General features: G+C 63.8%; 18 protein-coding genes and 2 pseudogenes. 14 read left to right on the forward strand and 6 right to left on the reverse strand.

Going from position 1 to position 21,325, the window contains the following annotated elements:
* Window positions 1-75: 75 nt before the first annotated feature.
* From V1292_RS28935 to V1292_RS28945, 3 genes are all read left to right on the forward strand, one after another.
* A complete protein-coding gene (locus V1292_RS28935) occupies window positions 76-1,896 on the forward strand; it encodes an IlvD/Edd family dehydratase (RefSeq protein ID WP_334375980.1) in 1,821 nt (606 codons plus the stop codon).
* A 172-nt stretch (window positions 1,897-2,068) separates the two neighbouring features.
* Window positions 2,069-2,803, forward strand: coding sequence for an SDR family oxidoreductase (locus V1292_RS28940; protein ID WP_334375981.1), 735 nt, complete (start codon window positions 2,069-2,071; stop codon window positions 2,801-2,803).
* A 124-nt stretch (window positions 2,804-2,927) separates the two neighbouring features.
* On the forward strand, window positions 2,928-3,674 hold the full coding sequence (locus tag V1292_RS28945; RefSeq protein ID WP_334375982.1) for an SDR family NAD(P)-dependent oxidoreductase: 747 nt from the start codon (window positions 2,928-2,930) through the stop codon (window positions 3,672-3,674).
* Here the strand turns inward: V1292_RS28945 and V1292_RS28950 are convergent.
* Window positions 3,671-4,579 carry a DMT family transporter gene (locus V1292_RS28950; RefSeq protein WP_334375983.1) on the reverse strand — a complete coding sequence of 303 codons (909 nt, stop codon included), beginning with the start codon at window positions 4,577-4,579 and terminating at the stop codon, window positions 3,671-3,673. The genes V1292_RS28945 and V1292_RS28950 overlap by 4 nt on opposite strands.
* Before the next feature lie 90 nt (window positions 4,580-4,669).
* On the opposite strand from V1292_RS28950, the gene V1292_RS28955 reads away from it, so the two are divergent.
* From V1292_RS28955 to V1292_RS28965, 3 genes are all read left to right on the forward strand, one after another.
* Complete coding sequence (locus V1292_RS28955) at window positions 4,670-5,581, forward strand: LysR family transcriptional regulator (protein ID WP_083219157.1); 912 nt, start codon at window positions 4,670-4,672, stop codon at window positions 5,579-5,581.
* A 10-nt stretch (window positions 5,582-5,591) separates the two neighbouring features.
* A complete protein-coding gene (locus tag V1292_RS28960; protein ID WP_334375985.1) occupies window positions 5,592-6,272 on the forward strand; it encodes a site-2 protease family protein in 681 nt (226 codons plus the stop codon).
* Between the two features lie 66 nt (window positions 6,273-6,338).
* On the forward strand, window positions 6,339-6,755 hold the full coding sequence (locus V1292_RS28965) for a hypothetical protein (RefSeq protein ID WP_334377197.1): 417 nt from the start codon (window positions 6,339-6,341) through the stop codon (window positions 6,753-6,755).
* Window positions 6,756-6,848: 93 nt separating this feature from the next.
* Here the strand turns inward: V1292_RS28965 and V1292_RS28970 are convergent, their stop codons facing one another.
* Window positions 6,849-7,760, reverse strand: coding sequence for a helix-turn-helix domain-containing protein (locus V1292_RS28970; RefSeq protein WP_334375986.1), 912 nt, complete (start codon window positions 7,758-7,760; stop codon window positions 6,849-6,851).
* Between the two features lie 173 nt (window positions 7,761-7,933).
* Between V1292_RS28970 and V1292_RS28975 the strand changes: the two genes are divergently transcribed.
* The 6 genes from V1292_RS28975 to V1292_RS29000 are packed head-to-tail and all read left to right on the forward strand — an operon-like array spanning window position 7,934 to window position 13,947.
* On the forward strand, window positions 7,934-9,157 hold the full coding sequence (locus V1292_RS28975; RefSeq protein ID WP_334377198.1) for an amino acid ABC transporter substrate-binding protein: 1,224 nt from the start codon (window positions 7,934-7,936) through the stop codon (window positions 9,155-9,157).
* Window positions 9,158-9,187: 30 nt separating this feature from the next.
* Window positions 9,188-10,057, forward strand: coding sequence for a branched-chain amino acid ABC transporter permease (locus V1292_RS28980; RefSeq protein ID WP_334375987.1), 870 nt, complete (start codon window positions 9,188-9,190; stop codon window positions 10,055-10,057).
* Window positions 10,054-10,998, forward strand: coding sequence for a branched-chain amino acid ABC transporter permease (locus V1292_RS28985; protein WP_334375988.1), 945 nt, complete (start codon window positions 10,054-10,056; stop codon window positions 10,996-10,998). Before V1292_RS28980 ends, V1292_RS28985 begins: the two co-directional genes overlap by 4 nt.
* Window positions 10,995-11,744 carry an ABC transporter ATP-binding protein gene (locus V1292_RS28990; RefSeq protein ID WP_334375989.1) on the forward strand — a complete coding sequence of 250 codons (750 nt, stop codon included), beginning with the start codon at window positions 10,995-10,997 and terminating at the stop codon, window positions 11,742-11,744. Before V1292_RS28985 ends, V1292_RS28990 begins: the two co-directional genes overlap by 4 nt.
* Window positions 11,737-12,471, forward strand: coding sequence for an ABC transporter ATP-binding protein (locus tag V1292_RS28995; protein ID WP_334375990.1), 735 nt, complete (start codon window positions 11,737-11,739; stop codon window positions 12,469-12,471). Before V1292_RS28990 ends, V1292_RS28995 begins: the two co-directional genes overlap by 8 nt.
* A 24-nt stretch (window positions 12,472-12,495) precedes the next feature.
* Window positions 12,496-13,947, forward strand: a complete 1,452-nt coding sequence (locus V1292_RS29000) for an aldehyde dehydrogenase (protein WP_334375991.1) — start codon at window positions 12,496-12,498, stop codon at window positions 13,945-13,947.
* Window positions 13,948-14,110: 163 nt separating this feature from the next.
* Here the strand turns inward: V1292_RS29000 and V1292_RS29005 are convergent, their stop codons facing one another.
* The 4 genes and pseudogenes from V1292_RS29005 to V1292_RS29020 form a co-directional block, all read right to left on the reverse strand.
* The gene (locus V1292_RS29005; protein ID WP_334375992.1) at window positions 14,111-14,902 is read right to left on the reverse strand and encodes an energy transducer TonB; all 792 of its coding nucleotides are present in this window, start codon (window positions 14,900-14,902) and stop codon (window positions 14,111-14,113) included.
* Window positions 14,899-15,367, reverse strand: a pseudogene (gene exbD / locus V1292_RS29010) (TonB system transport protein ExbD). The gene V1292_RS29005 and the pseudogene exbD overlap by 4 nt, the downstream one beginning before the upstream one ends.
* Before the next feature lie 3 nt (window positions 15,368-15,370).
* A complete protein-coding gene (gene exbB, locus V1292_RS29015) occupies window positions 15,371-16,336 on the reverse strand; it encodes a tonB-system energizer ExbB (RefSeq protein ID WP_442895570.1) in 966 nt (321 codons plus the stop codon).
* Window positions 16,333-16,655, reverse strand: a pseudogene (locus V1292_RS29020) (PKHD-type hydroxylase); the annotation flags it as partial. The gene exbB and the pseudogene V1292_RS29020, both read right to left, overlap by 4 nt.
* A gap of 350 nt (window positions 16,656-17,005) precedes the next feature.
* Here V1292_RS29020 and V1292_RS29025 point away from each other — a divergent pair.
* A complete protein-coding gene (locus V1292_RS29025) occupies window positions 17,006-18,178 on the forward strand; it encodes an efflux RND transporter periplasmic adaptor subunit (RefSeq protein WP_334375994.1) in 1,173 nt (390 codons plus the stop codon).
* Window positions 18,175-21,321, forward strand: coding sequence for a multidrug efflux RND transporter permease subunit (locus V1292_RS29030; protein ID WP_334375995.1), 3,147 nt, complete (start codon window positions 18,175-18,177; stop codon window positions 21,319-21,321). Before V1292_RS29025 ends, V1292_RS29030 begins: the two co-directional genes overlap by 4 nt.
* The last annotated feature ends 4 nt before the right edge of the window (window positions 21,322-21,325 follow it).

Here is a 21,325-nt window from a genome sequence, read left to right on the forward strand (position 1 = left end):
GGATGAAATTTTCAGCATGGTGCGATCGCCGCCGTGATTTTAGCCGCCTATGAGCTTGCAGTGCGGGAGGAACCAATGAAAAAGAACGACAACAAGACTGCCACCAATGGCAAGGGCCGAAGACTACGTTCCCTCGAGTGGTTCGATAATCCGCATAATCCGGGGATGACGGCGCTCTATCTCGAGCGCTACCTCAATTACGGCCTGACCCGGGAGGAATTGCAATCCGGCAAGCCGATCATCGGCATCGCCCAGACCGGCAACGACCTCTCCCCGTGCAACCGCCACCATCTCGAACTGGCGCATCGCGTACGCGAGGGCATTCGGGCCGCCGGCGGCATCGCCATGGAATTCCCAACGCATCCGATCCAGGAGACCGGCAAACGGCCGACGGCGGCACTCGACCGCAACCTCGCCTATCTCGGCCTGGTCGAAGTCCTGTTCGGCTATCCCCTCGACGGCGTGGTGCTGACCACCGGCTGCGACAAGACAACGCCGGCCTGCCTGATGGCGGCGGCGACCGTCAATCTGCCCGCAATCGTGCTCTCGGGCGGCCCGATGCTGAACGGCTGGCACAACGGCGAGCGCACCGGCTCCGGCACCATCGTCTGGAAAGCCCGCGAGATGCTTGCCGCCGGCGAGATCGACTACAACGGCTTCATCGAACTCGTGGCGTCCTCGACCCCGTCGGTCGGCCATTGCAATACCATGGGCACGGCCTCGACCATGAACTCGCTGGCGGAAGCGCTCGGCATGTCGCTGCCGGGCTGCGCCGCGATTCCGGCGCCGCACCGCGAGCGCGGTCAGATCGCCTACGAGACGGGAAAACGGATCGTCGAAATGGTCTGGGAGGATCTCAAGCCCTCCGACATCCTGACCCGCAAGGCGTTCGAGAACTGCATCGTGGTGAATTCAGCGATCGGCGGCTCGACCAACGCGCCGATCCACATCAACGCGCTGGCGCGGCATATCGGCGTCGAGCTCTCGATCGACGACTGGCAGAAACATGGCCACGACATCCCGCTCTTGGTGAACATGCAGCCGGCCGGCTTCTATCTCGGCGAGGAATACCATCGCGCCGGCGGCGTGCCGGCGGTGGTGCGCGAATTGATGGCGCACAAGCGCATCCACGAGGACGCCGTCACAGTCAACGGCCGTACCATCGGCGAGAACTGCCGCGAGGCGCCAAAGCCCGACGGCGACGTGATCTGGAGCTACGACAAGCCGCTGGTGAAAGATGCGGGCTTCCTGGTGCTGCGCGGCAACCTGTTCGATTCCGCAATCATGAAGACCAGCGTGATTTCGAAGGAATTCCGCGACCGCTATTTGATCAATCCGAAAGACCCGAATGCGTTCGAGGGGCGCGCCGTCGTGTTCGAGGGACCGGAGGACTATCACGACCGGATCGACGATCCCTCGCTCAATATCGACGAGCACTGCGTGCTGTTCATCCGAGGCGCCGGGCCGATCGGCTATCCCGGCGGCGCCGAGGTCGTCAACATGCAGCCGCCGGCGGCGCTGATCAAACGCGGCATCCTCTCGCTGCCCTGCATCGGCGACGGAAGGCAGTCCGGCACCTCGGGTTCACCCTCGATCCTCAACGCCTCGCCCGAGGCCGCCGCCGATGGCGGACTGGCGATCTTAAGGACCGGCGACAAGGTTCGCATCGACCTCAACACGGGCGACGCCAACATCTTGATCTCGAGCGATGAATTGAAGAAGCGCCGCGCCGAGTTGAAGGACAAGGGCGGCTTCCCCTACCCGGCCCACCAGACGCCGTGGCAGGAGCTCTACCGCTCGACCGTCGGACAGCAGGCCACCGGCGCCTGCATGGAGCTCGCCACGCGCTATCAGAATATCGCCGGCACGGTCGGCGTGGCGCGGGACAATCATTAAGCCATCGCTCATCAGGCAACCACCGTCATTGCGAGCGTAGCGAAGCAATCCAGAAATCCCTCTGCGGAAACGGTCTGGATTGCTTCGTCGCGGAGTTTATCATCGGGCCGGCCGGAGGCCGGACCCGTTGGCTCCTCGCAATGACGAACGAAGAAACAAGGAGAAAAAGACCATGTCAGACCGCCTGAAGGGCAAGCGCGCATTCGTCACCGCGGCGGCCGTTGGAATCGGCCGCGCCTGCGCCGTGGCTTTTGCGCGTGAAGGGGCGACGGTGTTCGCCACCGATATCGACGAGGCCAACCTTGCCGCGCTCAAGAGTGAAGGCATCGCCGACGTGGCAAGGCTCGACGTCCGCGACAGCGCGGCCGTCGCCGCCATGGCCAAGCGCGCCGGCAAGACCGACATCCTGCTCAACGCCGCAGGCTTCGTGCATCACGGCAACGTGCTGGACTGCTCCGACGAGGACTGGGACTTTTCATTCGACCTCAACGTCAAGTCGATGCACCGCACCATCCGCGCATTCCTGCCGGGCATGCTTGAAAATGGCCGCGGCGCGATCGTGAACATCTCTTCCGCCGCCGGCGTGTTCAAGGCCGCACCGAACCGCTACGTCTACGGTGCGACCAAGGCTGCGGTCGCGGCGCTGACGCGCTCGGTCGCCACCGACTTCGTCGCCAAAGGTATCAGGTGCAACTGCATCTGCCCCGGCACCATCGAGACGCCCTCGATGCTGGAGCGTGCGGCGGCAGCAGGCCCCAACGGGCGCGAGATGTTCATCGCGCGGCAGCCGATGGGGCGACTCGGCACCGCCGAGGAGATCGCGTCGCTCGCCGTTTATCTCGCCAGCGACGAAAGCGCGTTCACGACCGGCGTCGCGCACGTCATCGACGGCGGCTGGACGCTGTAAACGCAATCCTCATCCTGAGGAGCCGCGAAGCGGCGTCTCGAAGGATGGGCCACGGGCCTCATGGTTCGAGACGCGCAATAGCGCTCCTCACCATGAGGAACATCGAGCGGAAGGGACCATCTTCATGAACAAGATCGATCTGAACGGCCGTTGCGCCGTCGTCACCGGCGGGGCGCAGGGTTTTGGGCGCGCGATCACCGAACGCTTCGTCGCATCGGGTGCGAAGGTCGCGATCTGGGATTTTGACCTGCCGCTCGCGGAAAGAGCCGCGAAGGAAATCGGCCCGGCTGTGTCCGCCTTCAAGGTCGACGTCTCCGACCTCGCCGCTGTCGAGAAGACTCGCGACGAAACGCTGAAGACACTCGGCAAGATCGACATCCTCGTCAACAATGCCGGCATCGCCGGCATCAACAAGACGGTCTGGGAAACCGACCTCGACGAATGGCGCAAAGTGCTGCGCATCAATCTCGACGGCCCCTTCATCTGCTGCAAGGCAGTGGTGCCTGCGATGCTGCAGCAAAAATACGGCCGCATCGTCAACATCGCTTCCATCGCCGGCAAGGAAGGCAATCCCAACGCCGCGCATTATTCGGCCTCGAAGGCCGGCCTGATCGCGCTGACCAAGTCGCTCGGCAAGGAGCTCGCGCAGCACGACATCCTCGTCAACGCGGTGACGCCGGCGGCGGCGAAAACCGCGATCTTCGACCAACTGACGCAGCAGCACATCGATTTCATGCTGTCAAAGATTCCGAAGGGGCGGTTTGTGCTGGTGGAAGAACTCGCGGCGATGGTGGCGTGGCTGGCGTCGGAAGATTGCGCGTTCTCGACCGGTGCGGTGTTCGATATCTCGGGCGGCCGGGCGACGTACTAGTTAATCGACACTCGGGACAATCGCGTTGCAGGACGCCGGCCCGAAGTCGTAGCGATCCAGATGCCAGCGAACACCGCGAGGATGCCGGCAACAAGATTCCAGCGGAGCGGTTCGTCCAGCAAGGCCGCGCCAACCAGCGACGCGGTGATCGGATTGACGGTGACCGAGATCGCGACGCGGGTCGGCGTTGTGCGCGCCAGCGCGAACGCCCAAAGATAAAACGTTAGCGCGCTGCCGAAGGCACCGAGATATATGGCAGCCAGCCATTGCGGGACCTCGAAAGCTGCGACCGGCGCAAAACTGCCGCGCCAGTACGAGACCAGGACAAGACACACAGCCCCGACGCCCATGGATGCGGTCGTGAAGGGAATCGGCCCGGAGCGAGCGATGAATGGCTTGGACCAGATGCTGTAGAGCGCCATGCACAGGGCCGCGGCGATCATCAGTAAATCGCCGCGCCAGGCCCCCGGCGGCGCGGAAGCAAGGTTCGACAAAAGCGCCAGGGCGACCCCGAGCGTCGCGGTCACGACACCGATCGATTTGCGTACCGTAAGGGCCTCGCTGCCGAGCGCCGCTCCCACCACCATCGTCAGCAACGGAAGCGTCGACAGGGCCAGGGCGCCTCGCGCCGCTGTCGTGAAAATCAGAGACGCATTGAACAGGATCGGGAACAGGGCGAAGTACAGCACACCCAACCCGGCAACGCTCAACCAGTCGGGACGCCGCGGCCACTGCGCGCCTTGCAGAAGGGCCACCGGCAACAACAGCAAAAAACCGATGCCGAACCGAAACGAACCGATCGCCAGCGGATCAACCGCATTCACCAGATAGCGCGTTGCTCCGATCGAAGTCCCGCCCAGGCCGCTCGATAGGATCGCCGCCAACACGCCCCATGCCTCGCTCATACACTTTCCCCTTCCGGCTTGCGTGCAAGGTAGGGAGGGTTTAGTAATCAAGAAATGGAATTTCCGTGATGGAGGAAATAACATTTACTTATGAGCGCGCCCGTCCTCGATCCGGATCTCTTGAAGGCTTTCGTGGCGGTGGCCGACAGCCGCTCGTTCACGCGCGCGGCTACCCAGCTTAATCGAACCCAATCCGCGGTTAGCATGCAGATCAAGCGCCTGGAGGAACGCCTCGGCGTCGAACTGTTCAATCGCACGAAAGCCAATGTCGATTTGAGCTCCGCAGGCGAAGGGCTGCTCGGATACGCAAGGCGTATCCTGACGCTAAACGACGAGGCTGTCGGTAAGTTGCGGGAGCGCAAGATCGAAGGCGTTGTGCGCCTGGGCGTGATGGACGACTACGGAACGTTGATCGTTCCGCCTGTGCTGGCGAGCTTTGCCGCCTGTTACCCGCTGGTCCATGTCGAGATGGAGATAGGGCTCACCTCTTCCATGCCCGCGCGCCTCGGCAAGGCCTATGACCTCGTCATTGCGATGCACCCGGAGGGACATGGCGAGGGCGAATTCCTGCGCCGCGAACAGGCCGCCTGGGCAACCGGTGCGTTTCACCCCGTTGAGCAGCAAAATCCGTTGCCGCTTGCGCTTTATCCGCAGGGCTGCCTGTTCCGAAAATGGGCAATTGAGGCATTGGATGCCGCCAAGCGGCCCTGGCGGCTGGCTTTCGTCAGCCACAGCCTTGCGGCCGTCGAGTCGGTTGCGGCGCAGGGGCTTGCGGTGACGATCGTAAAGGCAGGTACATTTCCGCCGAAGCTACGCCCCCTGTCGGAGCGCGACGGCATGCCGCGACTGCCGGCCGCGGACATTTGCCTGCACCGCACCGCGAATCTGTCACGGGCGGGCACGCTGCTCGCGGACCACTTGCGCTCTACCATCTCAAACCATCTTGATGAGGTTTCGGTGCGGCGTGCAACGCGCGACGCTATTCCGATCGCCTTCAACTGAGCGGTGTCTCGTGAACATCTCACTCTACGGCATATCGGTCTGGGTGCTCCCACTCCTCATCGCCATCACCTTCCACGAGGCCGCCCACGCTTTCGTGGCGTATCGGCTCGGGGATAAGACCGCATGGGAGCTTGGCCGGGTTAGCTTCAACCCCTTCAAGCATATCGACCCATTCGGGACCGTCATTCTCCCCGGCATTCTGCTGCTATCGCATTCGCCGTTCGTGTTTGGTTATGCCAAGCCGGTCCCGGTGAACTTCCGGAACCTGAACAACCCCCGGCTCGACATGGTTTGGGTGGCGCTGGCCGGACCCGCCACCAACATCATTCTGGCGATCATCGTGGCGTTAGCCTTCCATGCCTTGCCTCTGGTACCGGCAGAGGCCGCCAAATGGACCGCGGACAACCTCAAAAACGCCTTCCTGATCAATATCGTGCTGGCGATCTTCAACATGATGCCGATCCCGCCGCTGGATGGCGGCCGGGTCGCCGTCGGACTCTTGCCGCGGGTGCTGGCTTACCCGCTGTCGCGGCTGGAACCGTATGGGATGCTGATTTTGATCGGCCTTCTGATCCTGCTTCCCATCATCGGCGCGCAGCTCGGCCTAAATCTTGATGTTATTTCGGCGATACTGCGGACACTGACCGGTTATGTGATCAACGCGCTTCTCTTCATCACCGGCAACGCTTAAGCTTCAAATAGAAACGAACCCACAAGGGATGAACCGACCCGGGCCATGGCGACAAAAGCTGCCGATATGTTGATTGCGCGACGCGCCGACACCCGCGCGAGGGCAGATTTTGCAACATGGAAAATGCTGGCCAAGCTCAACGGCTTCACCGCCCTGCCCGCTGAAGCGCAAAACTTTCTTGAAGGCTACAGGCAGTTGCTCCTTGCGAAGATGACCGAGGCGGACGCTTCCGAGGCCACCATCCAGCTCATGTACAAGAGCTACTATGCGGAGATGGGCGGCTCCGGAACGCCGCCCGAGATTCCTTCGCGCACGAGCGAGCCGGCCACCGACAGCGGCAACGTCACCGCTTTCCGCCGTCCGGCCCCCCGGCCAAAACAACAGGCCGCATCCGGCCAAGCGGCAAAACCGCGGCTGCCGGTGGCGCTGATTTTCATCTGCCTCGCCATCGTCTACGTCAGCATCCGCTACTTCTGGCGCTGAGCTTCGAACGAAGTAATTGCGTCGGCCCGCCGGATTGACGCGGTGACGATGGGCCGAATCCACCTTCTCCCGTTCGGAAAGAGGACGCGGCTTTCACGGCCACGCCGCGTAGGACGGACCGCTGCGTGCGTGCTCCAGTCGAATCTGCCGACGATAGCTGCCCGGTGATGCGCCGCAATACTTGCGGAAGAAGCGATTGAAATAGGCGGGATCGCGGAAACCCAGGCCGTATCCGATCTGCTCGACGGGAAGATCGAGCTGCTGCAGACGCGTACAGGCCTCGCGCACCAGGCGCTCATGGATCATCGCGCGCGGGCCGCAGTTTTTCTCCCGTTGGCAATGGGCGTGCAGCTTGTCGGATGTGACGCCGAGCGCATCCGCATAGCGCGCCACCGGCCAGCCGTCGCGGTAGTGCAGTTCGACCATTTGCAGGAAATTGCCGACCAGCGCCGGACCACCGCCACGCGCTGCAACCTCGTGACGCTCATCATGCGAGGCGCTGAGCCGGCAGAGTTGCAGACACAGCAACAGCAGATGTGACGCGATCAGCGTCGCGCCGCCGAAGCCGGGCCCGCGCAACTCCGCCACGATCGCGCGGCAGGATTCGGCGATCGTGTCGAGATGTGGAGGGAGCGTCTCGCCGGCAACCAGCGCAACGCGCTCAGTGGTCCTGCGCAGATGCAGCGCCTCGGCACTGCCCGCGATAATCTTGATCAGGAAAGCATCGTCCACCGACAACAGGAAGCCACGCGCGCCGGGACCAACGTGCAGCGCTGCATCGGTGCTGCCCGGCAACCAGAGCAGCGCCGGCGCTTCGAGCGCGACGCCCGTTCCGTGCCATGAAGCCCGGCCGCGGTCCGATTGCAGCAACAATAGATGCGCCCGGCGCTCTGCCTTCTGGCGGATGACCCACGATCGAGCCGCCAGGGCAGCCGAAAAAGCCTCCGCACGTACCGCCAGCGCGACGCCGACCGGCAGTCCGTTCAGCCCTGGTGATGCCGACATGCCCCCTCTCCTGAGACAATCCGCCGCCAGTGAAGCGGAAGATTTGCCAGAAAAGTACAATCTTTCCCCGGCTTCGTCCAATTCCAAGCTTCCGGCAACCTCCCCTAACGTCAGGGCGATCACGAGCGCCAGTTTCAATGGCGCCGGTCGACGCACCCTGGGAGGACAAGATGATGACATTCCTGACGCGGCGCACTGCCTTGCTGGCGGCCGCCACCTGCGCCGCTACGCTCGGCCTGACCGCCATCGCTGAGGCGCAAACCTCGATCAAGATCGGCTACGCGATTTCGCGCACCGGCCCCAACACCGGAGGCGCCGCGGTCACCACCATCCCCAACTACGAATTGTGGGTGAAGGAGGTGAATGCCGCCGGTGGCATCAAGCTCGGTGACAAGCGCGTGCCGATCGAGGTCGTGCAATATGACGACCGCTCCAATGCCGAAGAGGCGGTGCGCGCGCTCGAGCGGCTGATCAACCAGGACAAGGTCGATTTCATCCTGCCGCCATGGGGCACCGGCCTCAACCTCGCCGTCGGCCCGACGCTCAACCGCGAAGGCTATCCGCACCTCGCCGCCACAGCCGTGACCGACCGCGCGCCCGACCTCGCCAAGCGCTGGCCCAACAGTTTCTGGCTGCTCGGCACCAGCGCGGACGCCGCAAAATCGCTGGTCGAATTGCTGAACAAATTGCGCGACGAAAAGAAGATCGGCGACACCGTGGCGATGGTCAGCATTGCCGACGGCTTCGGGATCGATCTGTCGTCGGCGGCGCGGCCGGCACTCACCAACGCGAAGTTCAAGCTCGCTTACGACAAGAGCTATCCGATCGGCACGCAGGATCTGGCGCCGATCGTCAACGAGATCAAGGCGCTCAACCCGGATGTCTTCATTGCCTTCAGCTATCCGCCGGATACGCTGGCGCTGACCGAGCAATCGCGGATCGCAGGCCTCAATCCGAAGGTTTTCTATACCGGCGTCGGCACCGCCTTCCCGCTCTACAAGCAAAAATTCGGCAAGAACACCGAAGGCGTGATGGGCATCGGCGGCTGGAGCGGCGACAGTCCGGCGATCAAGGACTATCTCGCCCGCCACAAGGCCGCCGCCGCCAACGGGGCGGAGCCGGACCGTTGGGCGAGCGCGGTCACTTATGCCAGCCTGCAGATGCTGCAGCAGGCGATCGAGCGCGTCGGCAAGATCGACCGCGCCGCCGTGATCAAGGATCTGCAGACCGGCACGTTCGACACCGTGATCGGCAAGGTCAAGCTCGAGAACAATATGCCGACGCGTTACTGGTGGGTCGGCCAGTGGCAGGATGGCGAGTTCTATGGCATCGCACCGGCGAAGAACGAAGGCGCGCGCACCGCGATCGTCCCGAAGCCGGCGTGGGTGGCCCCGTAACGTCAAGATAGGGACGCGGCCAGCACGCCAATGACCAACGCCATTCTGACCGGCCTGATGCTGGGCGGCATGTATGCGCTCATCGCCATGGGGCTCACGCTCCAGTACGGCGTTGCGCGCATCATGAACCTCTCTTACGGCGAGTTCCTGATCGCCGCCGCCTTTGCATCGCACTGGCTGTTCACGGGCTGGGCGATCAGTCCGCTTGTCGGACTGGCGCTGGTCGTCCCCCTCGCTTTCGTGCTGAACTTTGCAATCTACAAACTGCTGCTGACGCCGTTGGTGCGCCGCGCGCCGAACCGCGACGCGCTCGAGGTCGACAGCATTCTCGCAACCTTTGGCCTCACCTTCGTCATTCAGGGCTTGATGCTCGCGCTGTTCGGCGGAGCCTATTACAGCTATTCGTTCCTGGCCTTCCCTGTGCAATTTCTCGGCGAGACTGTCGCAGCCAACCGCCTCGCCGCGCTTGGGATCACCATCCTGCTCGGTCTGGCGCTGTATGCCGCGCTGACACGGACCCGCGCCGGCACGGCGGTACGCGCCGTCGCCGTCGATCCTTTCGCCGCCCAGCTTGTCGCCATCAATGTGCCGCAGGCCTCGGCCCTGACATTTGCATTGGGTGGCGCGCTGGTCGCCGCCGCTGGCGTGCTGGTCAGCACCTTTCTCACCTTCAGCGCGTCCTCCGGCGTCGTCTTCACGATGAAGGCTTTGATCGTCGTCGTGATGGGCGGCGTCGGCAACATGCTGGGCTGCCTGGTCGCAGGCCTGGCGCTTGGTCTCAGCGAGGCGCTGGTTGCCTCCTATGTCGATCCCGGGCTCACGCTTGCAGTCAATTTCGCACTGTTTCTCGCCGTGTTGCTGGTGAAGCCGGCCGGCCTGTTTGGCAGGGCGACGCGATGAGCGCGCGTATCGCCGGCTTCGGTGCCACAGCGCTCGCAGCGCTTGCGCTGCTGGCGCTCGTTCCGCGCCTCGGCAATGCCTACTACCTCGCGCTCGCCATCAGCCTTTTGCAATACACCGTGCTGGCGACGGCCTGGGGCATGTTCTCTGGACCCACCCGCTACGTCTCATTGGCAACCACCGCCTTCTTCGGTGTCGGCGCCTATACCGTTGCCGTGCTCGGCGAGATCTTGCCATGGCCGCTCGTACTGCTGACCGCAGCCGCGCTCGGCGCCGTGGTGGCCGCCATCGTCGGACTCTCGACGCTGCGCTTGAGCGGCGTGTATTTCGTCATTTTCACCTTTGGATTGACTGAACTGATCCGCCAGCTTGTGGTCTGGTTCGAGGTCAACAAGTCGCGCGTGCTCGGGCGCTATGTCTTTGTCGACATCACGCAGGCCGATATTTACTGGCAATTGCTGGCGCTGACCGCCGCCGTATTCCTGCTGGGCTGGCTGATCGCGCGCTCCCACCTCGGCTTTGCGCTGCGGGTGATCGGCGAAGACGAGACCGTCGCAAAACATTGCGGGATCAACACCACCTTTGCCAAGGTCGCCCTGTTCACGATCAGCGCCACGGTCATGACGCTGGTCGGCGCAATCATGGCGCCGCGCTGGACCTATATTGAGCCGTCGATCGCCTTCAATTCGATGATCTCGTTTCAGGTGCTGATCATGGCGCTGCTCGGCGGCGCGCACCGGCTGTGGGGGCCGGTACTTGGCGCGGTGCCGCTTACGCTACTGTTCGAACTGCTGAGTGCGCGCTTTCCGAACACGTTCACCATCATCCTCGGCTGCATCTTCCTGCTGATCGTCTACATGCTGCCGAGGGGCGTCGCGGGATTGTTCGAGAAGCTGTCGACGACGGCGGGCGGCAAACCCACACAGCGGGTGGCCGCATGAGCCAGGGCAACGGAACACCAGTGCTGACGATCAGTGGGTTGCGGCGCGCGTTCGGCGGGCTCGTCGCGGTCAACGATCTCGACTTTACGGTCGCCCAAGGCGAAATCATGGGCCTGCTCGGCCCCAACGGGTCGGGCAAGACCACGGCGCTCAATCTGATCTCGGGCGTGCTGCGCCCCGATGCCGGCACCATCCGCCTGACGGGCCAGAACATCGCAGGCCTTGCGTCGTACCGGATCGCGCGGCTCGGCCTTGCCCGGACATTCCAGCTCGTCCGCGTGCTCGACGGCATGGATTGCCGCGAGAACATCAAGGCGGGGTTGGCGTTCCAGGGACCGCATCTGCCCGCCTCCGAGGCAGAACTGCGGATCGATACGCTGCTTGATCGCGTCGGTCTTGCCGGGCACGACCAGCGGCCCGCGGCGGACCTCACCTATATCGACCGCAAGCGCCTGGAACTCGCACGCGCCCTCGCGGCAAAGCCGCGACTGCTGCTGCTCGACGAATGGCTCGCCGGTCTCAATCCATCCGAGCTTGCGATCGGCATCGACCTGATCCGATCATTGCGGGCTGACGGAATCACCATCGTGCTGGTCGAGCATGTGATGAGCGCGGTTCGCGCGCTTTGCGACCGCTGCATCGTCATGAGCAGCGGCCGCAAGATCGCCGAAGGCGCCACTGTGGATGTGCTGAGCGATGCGGCCGTCGTGAAGGCCTATCTTGGCGGGGTAGCCGCCGATGCTTGAGGTCAAAAATCTCAGCCTCGCTTACGGCCTGCATCGGGCGCTCGACGGCGTCGCCCTCAGCGTCGGCCGCCGTGAGATCGTAACGATCCTGGGCGCCAATGGCGCTGGCAAGACCTCGCTCCTGAAAGCCATCGCGGGCGTCGTGCGTACGCTTCCCGGCAAGCAGGTGCGTCTCGGCGGCCGCGATATCTCCGCGCTTGCCGCCCACGACATCGTCGAAAGCGGGCTGGCGCTGGTGCCGGAAGGCCGCGGCATCTTTGGCGACCTCACGGTGAAGGAAAATCTTCTGCTCGGCGCCAATCCGAAGCGCGCCCGCGAGGGCGAAGCGGCGCGGCGCGAGCAGGTGCTTGCGCTGTTTCCACGCCTGCGCGAACGCGCCGCCCAAATCGCGCGCACCATGAGCGGCGGCGAACAGCAGATGCTCGCCATCGGCCGCGCGCTGATGTCCAATCCGGATATCCTGTTGCTCGACGAACCGTCGCTCGGGCTCTCGCCCGCGATGGTGCAGGAGTTGTTCGCCACCTTGCTGCGGGTGCGCGAGGCCGGTGTCGGGCTTTTGCTTGTCGAACAGAACGCGCAGGAGAGCCTGCGGATCGCCGATCGCGGCTATGTGCTCGAAAACGGTGTCATCGTCGGGCACGGCACTGCCGATCAACTGAAGTCCGATCCCGCCGTCCAGCGTGCCTATCTCGGCGGCGTACCGCCGGCCACCGCATCATCATCGTAACGCCACGCGTGAGGAGAGAAAGCTATGTATGAAATTTCGCTGCTGCTCGAAAGCAAGGATGTCCCGGCATCGAACGGCGCGACGTTCGATCGCCTCAACCCGGTCACCGGCGATCTCGCAAGCCGCGCCGCGGCAGCCCAGATCGCGGATGCGAAGCGCGCGGCCGACACTGCAGCCGCCGCCTTCCCCGCATGGTCCGCTACCGGTCCGAACGCGAGACGCACGATCCTGTTGAAGGCTGCCGATCTTCTGGCGTCGAAAGCACCCCAGTTCATCGAGCTGATGGCGGCGGAGACCGGCGCGACGGCCGGCTGGGCCGGCTTCAATGTTCACTTGGCCGCCGGCATGCTGCGCGAAGCGGCGGCCATCACCACGCAGATTTCGGGCGAAGTCATCCCTTCCGACAAGCCGGGCTGTATCGCGATGGCAGTGCGCCAGCCCGCCGGCGTGGTGCTGAGCATGGCGCCGTGGAACGCGCCGGTCATTCTCGGCGTACGCGCCATCGCGCTGCCGCTTGCCTGCGGCAACACCGTGGTGCTGAAGGCCTCCGAAATCTGCCCGGGCACCCACCGGCTGATCGCCGAATGCCTGCGCGACGCCGGCCTGCCGCCCGGCGTGCTCAATGTCATCACCAACGCGCCGGAAGATGCCCCTGCGCTGATCGAAATGCTGATCGGCCATCCCGCCGTGCGGCGCGTCAATTTCACCGGCTCGACGCGCGTCGGCCGCATCATCGCGCAGGTGGCGGCCAAGTATCTCAAGCCTGCCCTGCTCGAACTCGGCGGCAAGGCACCGATGATCGTGCTCGACGATGCCGACATCGACGCCGCCGTTGCCGCCGCAGCGTTCGGCGCCTTCATGAACCAGGGCCAGATCTGCATGTCGACCGAGCGCCTCGTCGTCGACGAGAAGATTGCTGATGCCTTCGTAACGAAGCTCGCGGCGAAAGCCGGATCGCTTGTCGCCGGCGATCCGCGCAAGGGTAACGCGCCGCTGGGATCGCTGATCGGCACCGATGCCGCGGCCCGCATCCAGGCCTTGATCAACGACGCCGTCAGCAAGGGCGCCAAGGTGGTCGCAGGCGGGCGCAGCGAGGGAACGCTGATGTCGGCGACGGTGATCGACGGCGTCAACTCGTCGATGCGGATCTACGGCGAGGAATCGTTCGGTCCGGTAGTCTGCGTCGTGCGCGTCAACGGCGCGGACGAAGCCGTTCGCGTCGCCAATGACACTGAATACGGGCTATCGGCAGCAGTATTCGGACGCGACATCGCGCGCGCGTTCGAGGTCGCCAAGCGCATCGATTCCGGCATCTGCCACGTCAACGGGCCCACGGTTCACGACGAAGCGCAGATGCCGTTCGGCGGCGTCAAGGCGTCGGGCTATGGCCGCTTCGGCGGCAAGGCCGGCATCGCCGAATTCACCGAGTTGCGCTGGATCACGATCGAAACCGGGCCACAGCATTATCCGATCTAGTTCTACTGCGTCACACCCGTTCAAACCCTCATCCTGAGGAGCCCGCAGAGCGGGCGTCTCGAAGGATGCAGGCCACAGACGGGGCCTCATGGTTCGAGACGCGCTTCGCGCTCCTCACCATGAGGAACTTATGACGCAGTAGGGCTAGTGGAATGCGCGGGCGTCAGCTCTTGTTCTTGACGCGGAAGATCACCGGCAACGTGAATGTCAGGCCTTCGTCGGCGATGACAGGCGGCGGCATCGGCACCGGATCGGAGCGGCGCACCATCGCCAGCGCCGCCTCGTCGAAGGCCGGATCGCCCGACCCCTTCTCGATATCGGTCGAGAGCACGCGGCCCATGCGGTCGAGCGTGAAGCGAATCTGAATCTCGGCGGATTTTTGCTGCCGTTCTTTCGGGTAGCGCTTGTGCTTGTCGAGATGCGCGACCAGCTCCTTTTGCCAGGTCGCGCGCGCGCGTCGTGCGCTCTCGCCGGTGCCTATCACCGGTGCGATGGAACGCTGCCCTTCCGGAATGTCCTCTGAACTCGGCGTCGCGGTCGCCTCGGAGGCAACCGACTCGGTGGAGGCCTGCGTCTGCACCGCCGCGATCTTCGGGTCGTCCTCTTCCGGCTTCTTCGACTCGTTCTCCGTCACCACCCGGTCGGCCTCTTCGGGCTCCGTCGGCTTGTCCTGCGGCAACTCGGTTTCCTTGACCTCGGCCTTCTGCTCGGCGAGCTGCGGCGATGCCGCGGAAGCATCGGTATCCGGACCCGGCGGCAGATCGGTCACCTCGCGGCGAACGGAGGCCATCTCGAGCCCGATCTCGATCGCCGACGCGCCGAGGGCGTCATCGGCTTCTTCGGTCTGCAAATGTGCGATCGCCAGCGCAGCGCCGCCGATGTGGAGCGCGAGCGCAATCACCGCGGCAGAAATCCAGAGCCGCCGCGAAGGCTTTTGTTCGTCGAGGCCGGTCAAGGCTTTGCCGGCGCCGCTTGCGCCGCCGCTGCTTCGGGAACGCCTTCGAGCGCCACCAGCTTGATTTGTGGAATAGCCGCCGGCGCGCAGGATTTCGAGCACGTCCATCAATTCGCCATAGGGCACGGCGCGGTCAGCGCGCAGGAAGACGTGGCGCTCCTTGCTGCTGTCCGGCATCGCATCGAGCGAGCGCACCAGGTCGACGCGCTTGACCATGTTCTCACCGATCGCAACCGAGAGGTCAGGCTTGATGCTGACATAGGTCGGCTTGTCCGGCTTCTTCTGCGGGGTTGCGGTCGACGTCGGCAAATCGATCGGCAGGTCGACGGTCGACAATGGCGCCGCGACCATGAAGATGATCAAGAGAACCAGAACGACGTCGATGAACGGCGTGACGTTGATCTCGTGCGATTCAGCGAAATCGCTGTCATCATCGAGGTCGTGTTCTGCGATTGACGCGCCCATCGCCTACTCCGCCGCCGCGCGGGCATGCGAGCCGCCGTGTGAACTAACGTGGGTACGGTCGAGATCGCGCGACAGCAACCGTCCCGCAGCGCCCGATGCGCGGCTGACCAGTTCCATGTAACCCTTGGTGACGCGCGCGAAGTGATTGTAGATGATGACTGCCGGGATCGCGGCGACGAGACCGATCGCGGTCGCAAGCAGCGCTTCGGCGATGCCGGGCGCCACCACGGCGAGGTTCGTGGTCTGCGATTTCGAAATGCCGATAAAACTGTTCATGATGCCCCAGACGGTGCCGAACAGTCCGACGAACGGCGAGGTCGCGCCGATGGTCGCTAGCAGGCCCATACCGAGCCGGATCCGACGCGCCTCGGCGCGCACGATCTCCGAAAAGCTCGACGCGGCGCGCTCCTTGATGCCGGCGTCGCTCGAGATGCCCGCCGATAGCCGTGCCTCGCGCATCGCTGCCGCAAGGAAGGACGACAATACGCTGCCCTTGGCGCCCAGCGCGAATTGCGCTTCCGCCAGCGACCTCGCGTCGGCGATCTTGGCCAGCGCCCGGCGCACCTTGCGCCGAACCACACTCAGTTCAATCATCTTGGCGATGAAGATGGTCCAGGTCACCAGCGAGGCAAAGGCGAGACCGATCATGACCGCCTTGACCACCACGTCAGCCGACATGAACATCGACCAGGGCGACAATTCGCGGAGTTCAGCGGCAGCCGACTTCAGCAATTTGCTCTCGCGTTCCGCAGGCGTCGCGGTTGAATCCGAAGGTGCGGCCGGCGCAGCCGCCGGCTGGGGCGGCGTGGCCGGGACCGGCGATACGGCGGGCGCCTGCTGGGCCGCAGGTGCGGACGACGCGGCAGGAGGCGTGCCCTGCTGGGCCGACGACGGCGCCGCCAGCGACAGGATCGCCAGCGCCGACATCACCGCAAATAGCTTAACGCGAGAAAGAGACATGTTCTTCATACTTCGGCCCAGTAGCGGATCAGGTGGTGATAGATACCGGTCAATTTGACCGTTTCAGGGTCGTCCCGCCCAAGCCGCTCCACCAGGGCCTGGATCGAGGTATCGAGATCGAAGATCAGGCTGCGGGCGTAGGCATCCCGTACCACGCTCTGGAGCCGGGAAAAAGATGCCACACGCATACCCCGCGTGACCGGCGCGACCAGATGCAACTAGACGCAGGACTAAGACACGAGGTCACCGGCCGCGAGCTTGATTTCGTGGGAACCGTAGAGATCCTCGACCACCAGCTCGCCGCCGTCGCTTCGTCCGGCTCCGATAGGACGTGCCGCTGATGAATTTCAGCTCGCAGCAACCGACAGGCGGCGGACAAATCCTGCACCGTGGTACCGAGCGAAACTTTCGGGGTCAACGCGGTTGGGGCGAGACGCCGCTTGAATCCATCCAGATCAAAACGATTCTAATTTGCGGTTCGTTCGACGGCCATGAATGAGATTGCGAGCCACGCGGTCGTCATGTCGATCCTCACGCGTGCGCTGCCGCAACCTTTCCAATTGTTTAGGATTCTCAAGCGCTCGTGCATGTACGCCCCGAGGGCGCCGGGACAATATCTGTCTCCGCCGGGAACCGTTCTGGGTGCCATTGCCTGTTCTCCGAAACAAGTAGGTCGGCATGTCGAGATCACGCACCATCCGTTGGGTCTTGTTGGTCGCAGCGATTGCCGGGCTGGGCTATTTGGGCTGGCAGCGATTCCATGGCGAGGAACACCTGGCGCAGGCTGACGCCGGGAAGCGCGCGCCGGCCCGCGCCGCCGTCCCCGTCAAGACTGCCCCGGTCGAGAAGGCCGATTTTCCGGTCTATCTGACCGGGCTTGGCACCGTGCAAGGCTTCAACACCGTCGTAGTGCGCAGCCGCGTCGACGGCCAGATCAACAGGATCGCCTTTCAGGAGGGCCAGCTCGTCAAGGAGGGCGATACCCTGGCCGAGATCGATCCGCGGCCGTTCCAGGCCGCGCTCGATCAGGCCAAGGCCAAGAAGGCGCAGGACGCCGCCAATCTCGCCAATGCCAGTCTCGACCTGCAGCGCTCTACCAGGCTCGGCGAATTCGCGACCCGGCAACAGACCGATACGCAGCGCTCGACCGTCGCGCAACTGACGGCGCAGGTTGAGGCCGACACGGCAGCGATCTCCAACGCCCAAACCCAGCTTGATTACGCCACTGTCAAGGCACCGATTTCCGGTATCGCCGGGCTGCGCCAGGTCGATGTCGGCAATATCGTCAACGCCGCAACCCAGACCGGCATCGTCACCATTGCCCAGATCGAGCCGATCGCGGTGATCTTTACCGCCCCGGAAGACCAGTTACCCGATATCAAGGCAGCGCTGGCCACCGCTCCTCCCCGGACCATCGCGCTCTCCACCGACGGCAAGCGGGTGCTGTCCACCGGCACGCTCTCGCTGATCAACAACCAGGTCGACACGTCGAGCGGGACGATCAGGCTCAAGGCGGTATTCGACAACAAGGATCACGCGCTGTGGCCCGGCCAGTCGGTTTCGACGCGGCTGCTCGTTGCGACGCTGAAAGACGCCACCGTGATTCCGGATGACGCCGTTCAACATGGCGCCGATGGTCTCTACGCCTACGCGGTCAACCAGGACAACAAGGCCGAGCTCCGCAAGATCAAGGTGACGCGCTCGATCGACGGCCGCTCGGTGGTCGACGAGGGACTTTCGCTCGGCGAGCAGGTGATCACGGCAGGTCAATTCAAGGTTCAGCCCGGCTCGCTCGTGACCACGGCGGTCGCCAGTTCCGATCCGGCCCAAGCCAAGGTTGCCCAGGAATGAGCGGCGGAATCTCCGCGCCCTTCATTCGCTACCCGATCGGCACCTCGCTGATGATGGCGGGGATCATGTTCATCGGCCTCGTCGCCTACCCGCTGTTGCCCGTCGCCCCCCTGCCGCAAGTCGACTTCCCGACCATCCAGGTCACCGCCAACCTGCCGGGTGGCAGCCCGGAAACCATGGCCTCGTCGGTGGCGCAGCCGCTTGAGCGCCAGTTCGCGCAGATTCCAGGCGTCGCGCAGATGACGTCTACGAGCTATCTCGGCACGACCGCTGTCAACATCCAGTTCGATCTCAACCGCTCGATCGACGCGGCCGCCAACGACGTGCAGGCCGCGATCAATGCGGCCAGCGGCCAGTTGCCGAAAAACCTCCCCTCGCCCCCGATCTACCGCAAGGTCAACCCGGCGGATTCGCCGATCCTGATCATGGCGGCTACTTCGGACACACTGCCGCTCACGACCGTCAGCGACTCCGTAGACGCCCAGCTCGCGCAGCAGATCAGCCAGATCTCAGGCGTTGCCCAGGTCATCATCGGCGGTCAGCAGAAGCCGGCGATCCGCGTTCAGATCGACCCGGCGAAACTCGTCGCCAAGGGCCTGTCACTGGAGGACGTGCGCAGCCAGATCGCGATCACGACCGTTGACAGCCCGAAGGGCAATATCGACGGCGAGCGGCGTGCCTACACCATTTACGCCAATGATCAGCTAACGGATTCCAAGGACTGGAACGACGTCATTATCGCCTATCGCAATGGCGGTCCGTTGCGGATCCGCGATATCGGCCAGGCCGTCACCGGCCCGGAGGACGCCAAGCAGGCGGCCTGGGCGAATGGTAAGCGCGGCGTATTCCTGGTGATATTCAAGCAGCCCGGCGCCAACGTCATCGAGACCGTCGACCAGATCAAGGGGACGCTGCCCCGCCTGCTCGCTGCGCTCCCACCGGCTATCAAGGTCGAGGTGATGAGTGATCGCACCACGACGATCCGTGCCGCCGTCGAGGATGTCCAATTCACCATGCTGCTCACGATCGCGCTGGTCGTAATGGTGATCTTCATCTTCCTGCGCAATTTCTGGGCGACGGTAATCCCCGCGGTGACGGTGCCGTTGGCGCTGCTCGGCGCCTGCGCGCTGATGTGGGTGTGCGGCTATTCGCTCGACAATCTCTCGCTGATGGCGCTCACGATTGCCGTCGGCTTCGTGGTCGACGACGCCATCGTGATGCTGGAAAACATTACGCGCTACATCGAGAAAGGCGAAAGGCCGCTGGCTGCTGCCTTCAAGGGCGCCAGCGAAATCGGCTTCACCATCGTGTCGATCAGCATCTCGCTGATCGCCGTGCTGATTCCGCTATTGCTGATGGGCGGCATCATCGGCCGGCTGTTTCGTGAATTCGCGGTTGTCCTCGCAATGACCATCTTCGTGTCGATGATCGTGTCGCTGACGCTGACGCCGATGATGGCCTCGCGCTTCCTGCGCGGGCATGGCGAGGTCAGGCACGGCCGGGTCTATCAATGGAGCGAGCGCGCCTTCGATGCGATGCTGCGCTTCTACGAGCGCGGCCTCGATCTCGCGCTGCGCTGGAAGTTGACGACCCTGATGATCTTCTTCGCCACGCTCGGGCTGTCCGTCTATCTGTTCGTGATCATCCCGAAGGGCTTCTTCCCGCAGCAGGACAATGGCCTGATCACCGCCACTTCGGAAGCCAGCCAGGACATCTCATTCGCCGACATGAAGCGTCGTCAGGAGGAACTCGGAAAGATCGTGCAGGCCGACCCCGATGTGGCCTCGATCGCAATGGTGATCGGTGGCTCCGGACGCGCCGGCAATAACGGCAATCTCTACATCACGCTGAAGCCGCGCGACGAGCGCAAGGCATCCGCGCAGCAAATCATCGCGCGCCTGCGTCCGCAGCTCGAGAAGGTCGATGGCGCCCGTCTCTATATGCAGGCGGCTCAGGACGTTCGCCTCGGCGGCCGGCCGACGCGAACCCAGTTCGAATTCACGCTGCAGGACGCCAATTTGGCCGAGCTGAACGAATGGGCGCCAAAAATCCTGGCCAAGATGCAGACGCTGCCGCAGCTTCGCGATGTTGCGACCGACCAGCAGACCAACGGCACCACGCTCGAGCTGAAAATCAACCGCGACACCGCCGCGCGCTACGGCATCCAGCCGCAACTGATCGACGACACGCTGTATGACGCGTTCGGCCAGCGCCAGGTGACGCAGTACTTTACGCAGCTCAACACCTACAAGGTGGTGCTCGAAGTGCTGCCGGAATTGCAGGGCAGCCTCGACACCTTGAACAAGATCTACCTGAAATCGCCAGCCACCGGCGACCAGGTGCCGCTTTCGACCTTTGCCACCTGGACCAGCGTGCCGGTGCGGCCGCTGTCGATCAGCCATCAAGGCCAATTCCCGGCGACCACGATCAGCTTCAATCTCGCGCAGGGCGTAGCACTGGGCCAGGCGACCGACGCGATTCAAAAAGCGATGGTCGAGCTCGGCGCGCCGACGACGCTCAATTCGAGCTTCCAGGGCACCGCGCAGGCGTTCCAGCAATCGCTCGGCACGGTGCCGCTGCTGATCCTCGCAGCGCTCGTGGTGGTGTACCTGATCCTCGGCATTCTCTACGAAAGTTACATCCACCCGCTCACGATTCTATCCACGCTGCCGTCCGCGGGCGTCGGTGCGCTCGCCATCCTGATGCTGTTCGGATTCGATTTCAGCCTGATTGCCCTGATCGGGATTGTGCTTCTGATCGGCATCGTGAAGAAGAACGGCATCATGATGGTCGACTTCGCGATCACGGCCGAGCGCGACGAGCAGCTCGAGCCCGAAGCCGCGATCCGAAAGGCGGCGCTATTGCGATTCCGCCCGATCATGATGACGACGATGGCGGCGATGCTCGGCGGCGTACCGCTGATGCTCGGTACCGGCACGGGATCGGAAATTCGCCAGCCGCTCGGTTATGCCATGGTCGGCGGCCTGCTCGTCAGCCAGGCGCTGACGCTGTTCACGACGCCGGTGGTCTATCTCTATCTCGACCGGCTTTCGAACGCGTTTGCTCGCTGGAGCCGTTCGACCGGTTCGCACCATGATGAGCATCCGGACGCACACGGCTCGGTCAAGCAAGCGGCCGAATGACTTG

The sequence above is a fragment of the Bradyrhizobium sp. AZCC 1719 genome, assembly GCF_036924525.1.
Classification (GTDB): domain Bacteria; phylum Pseudomonadota; class Alphaproteobacteria; order Rhizobiales; family Xanthobacteraceae; genus Bradyrhizobium.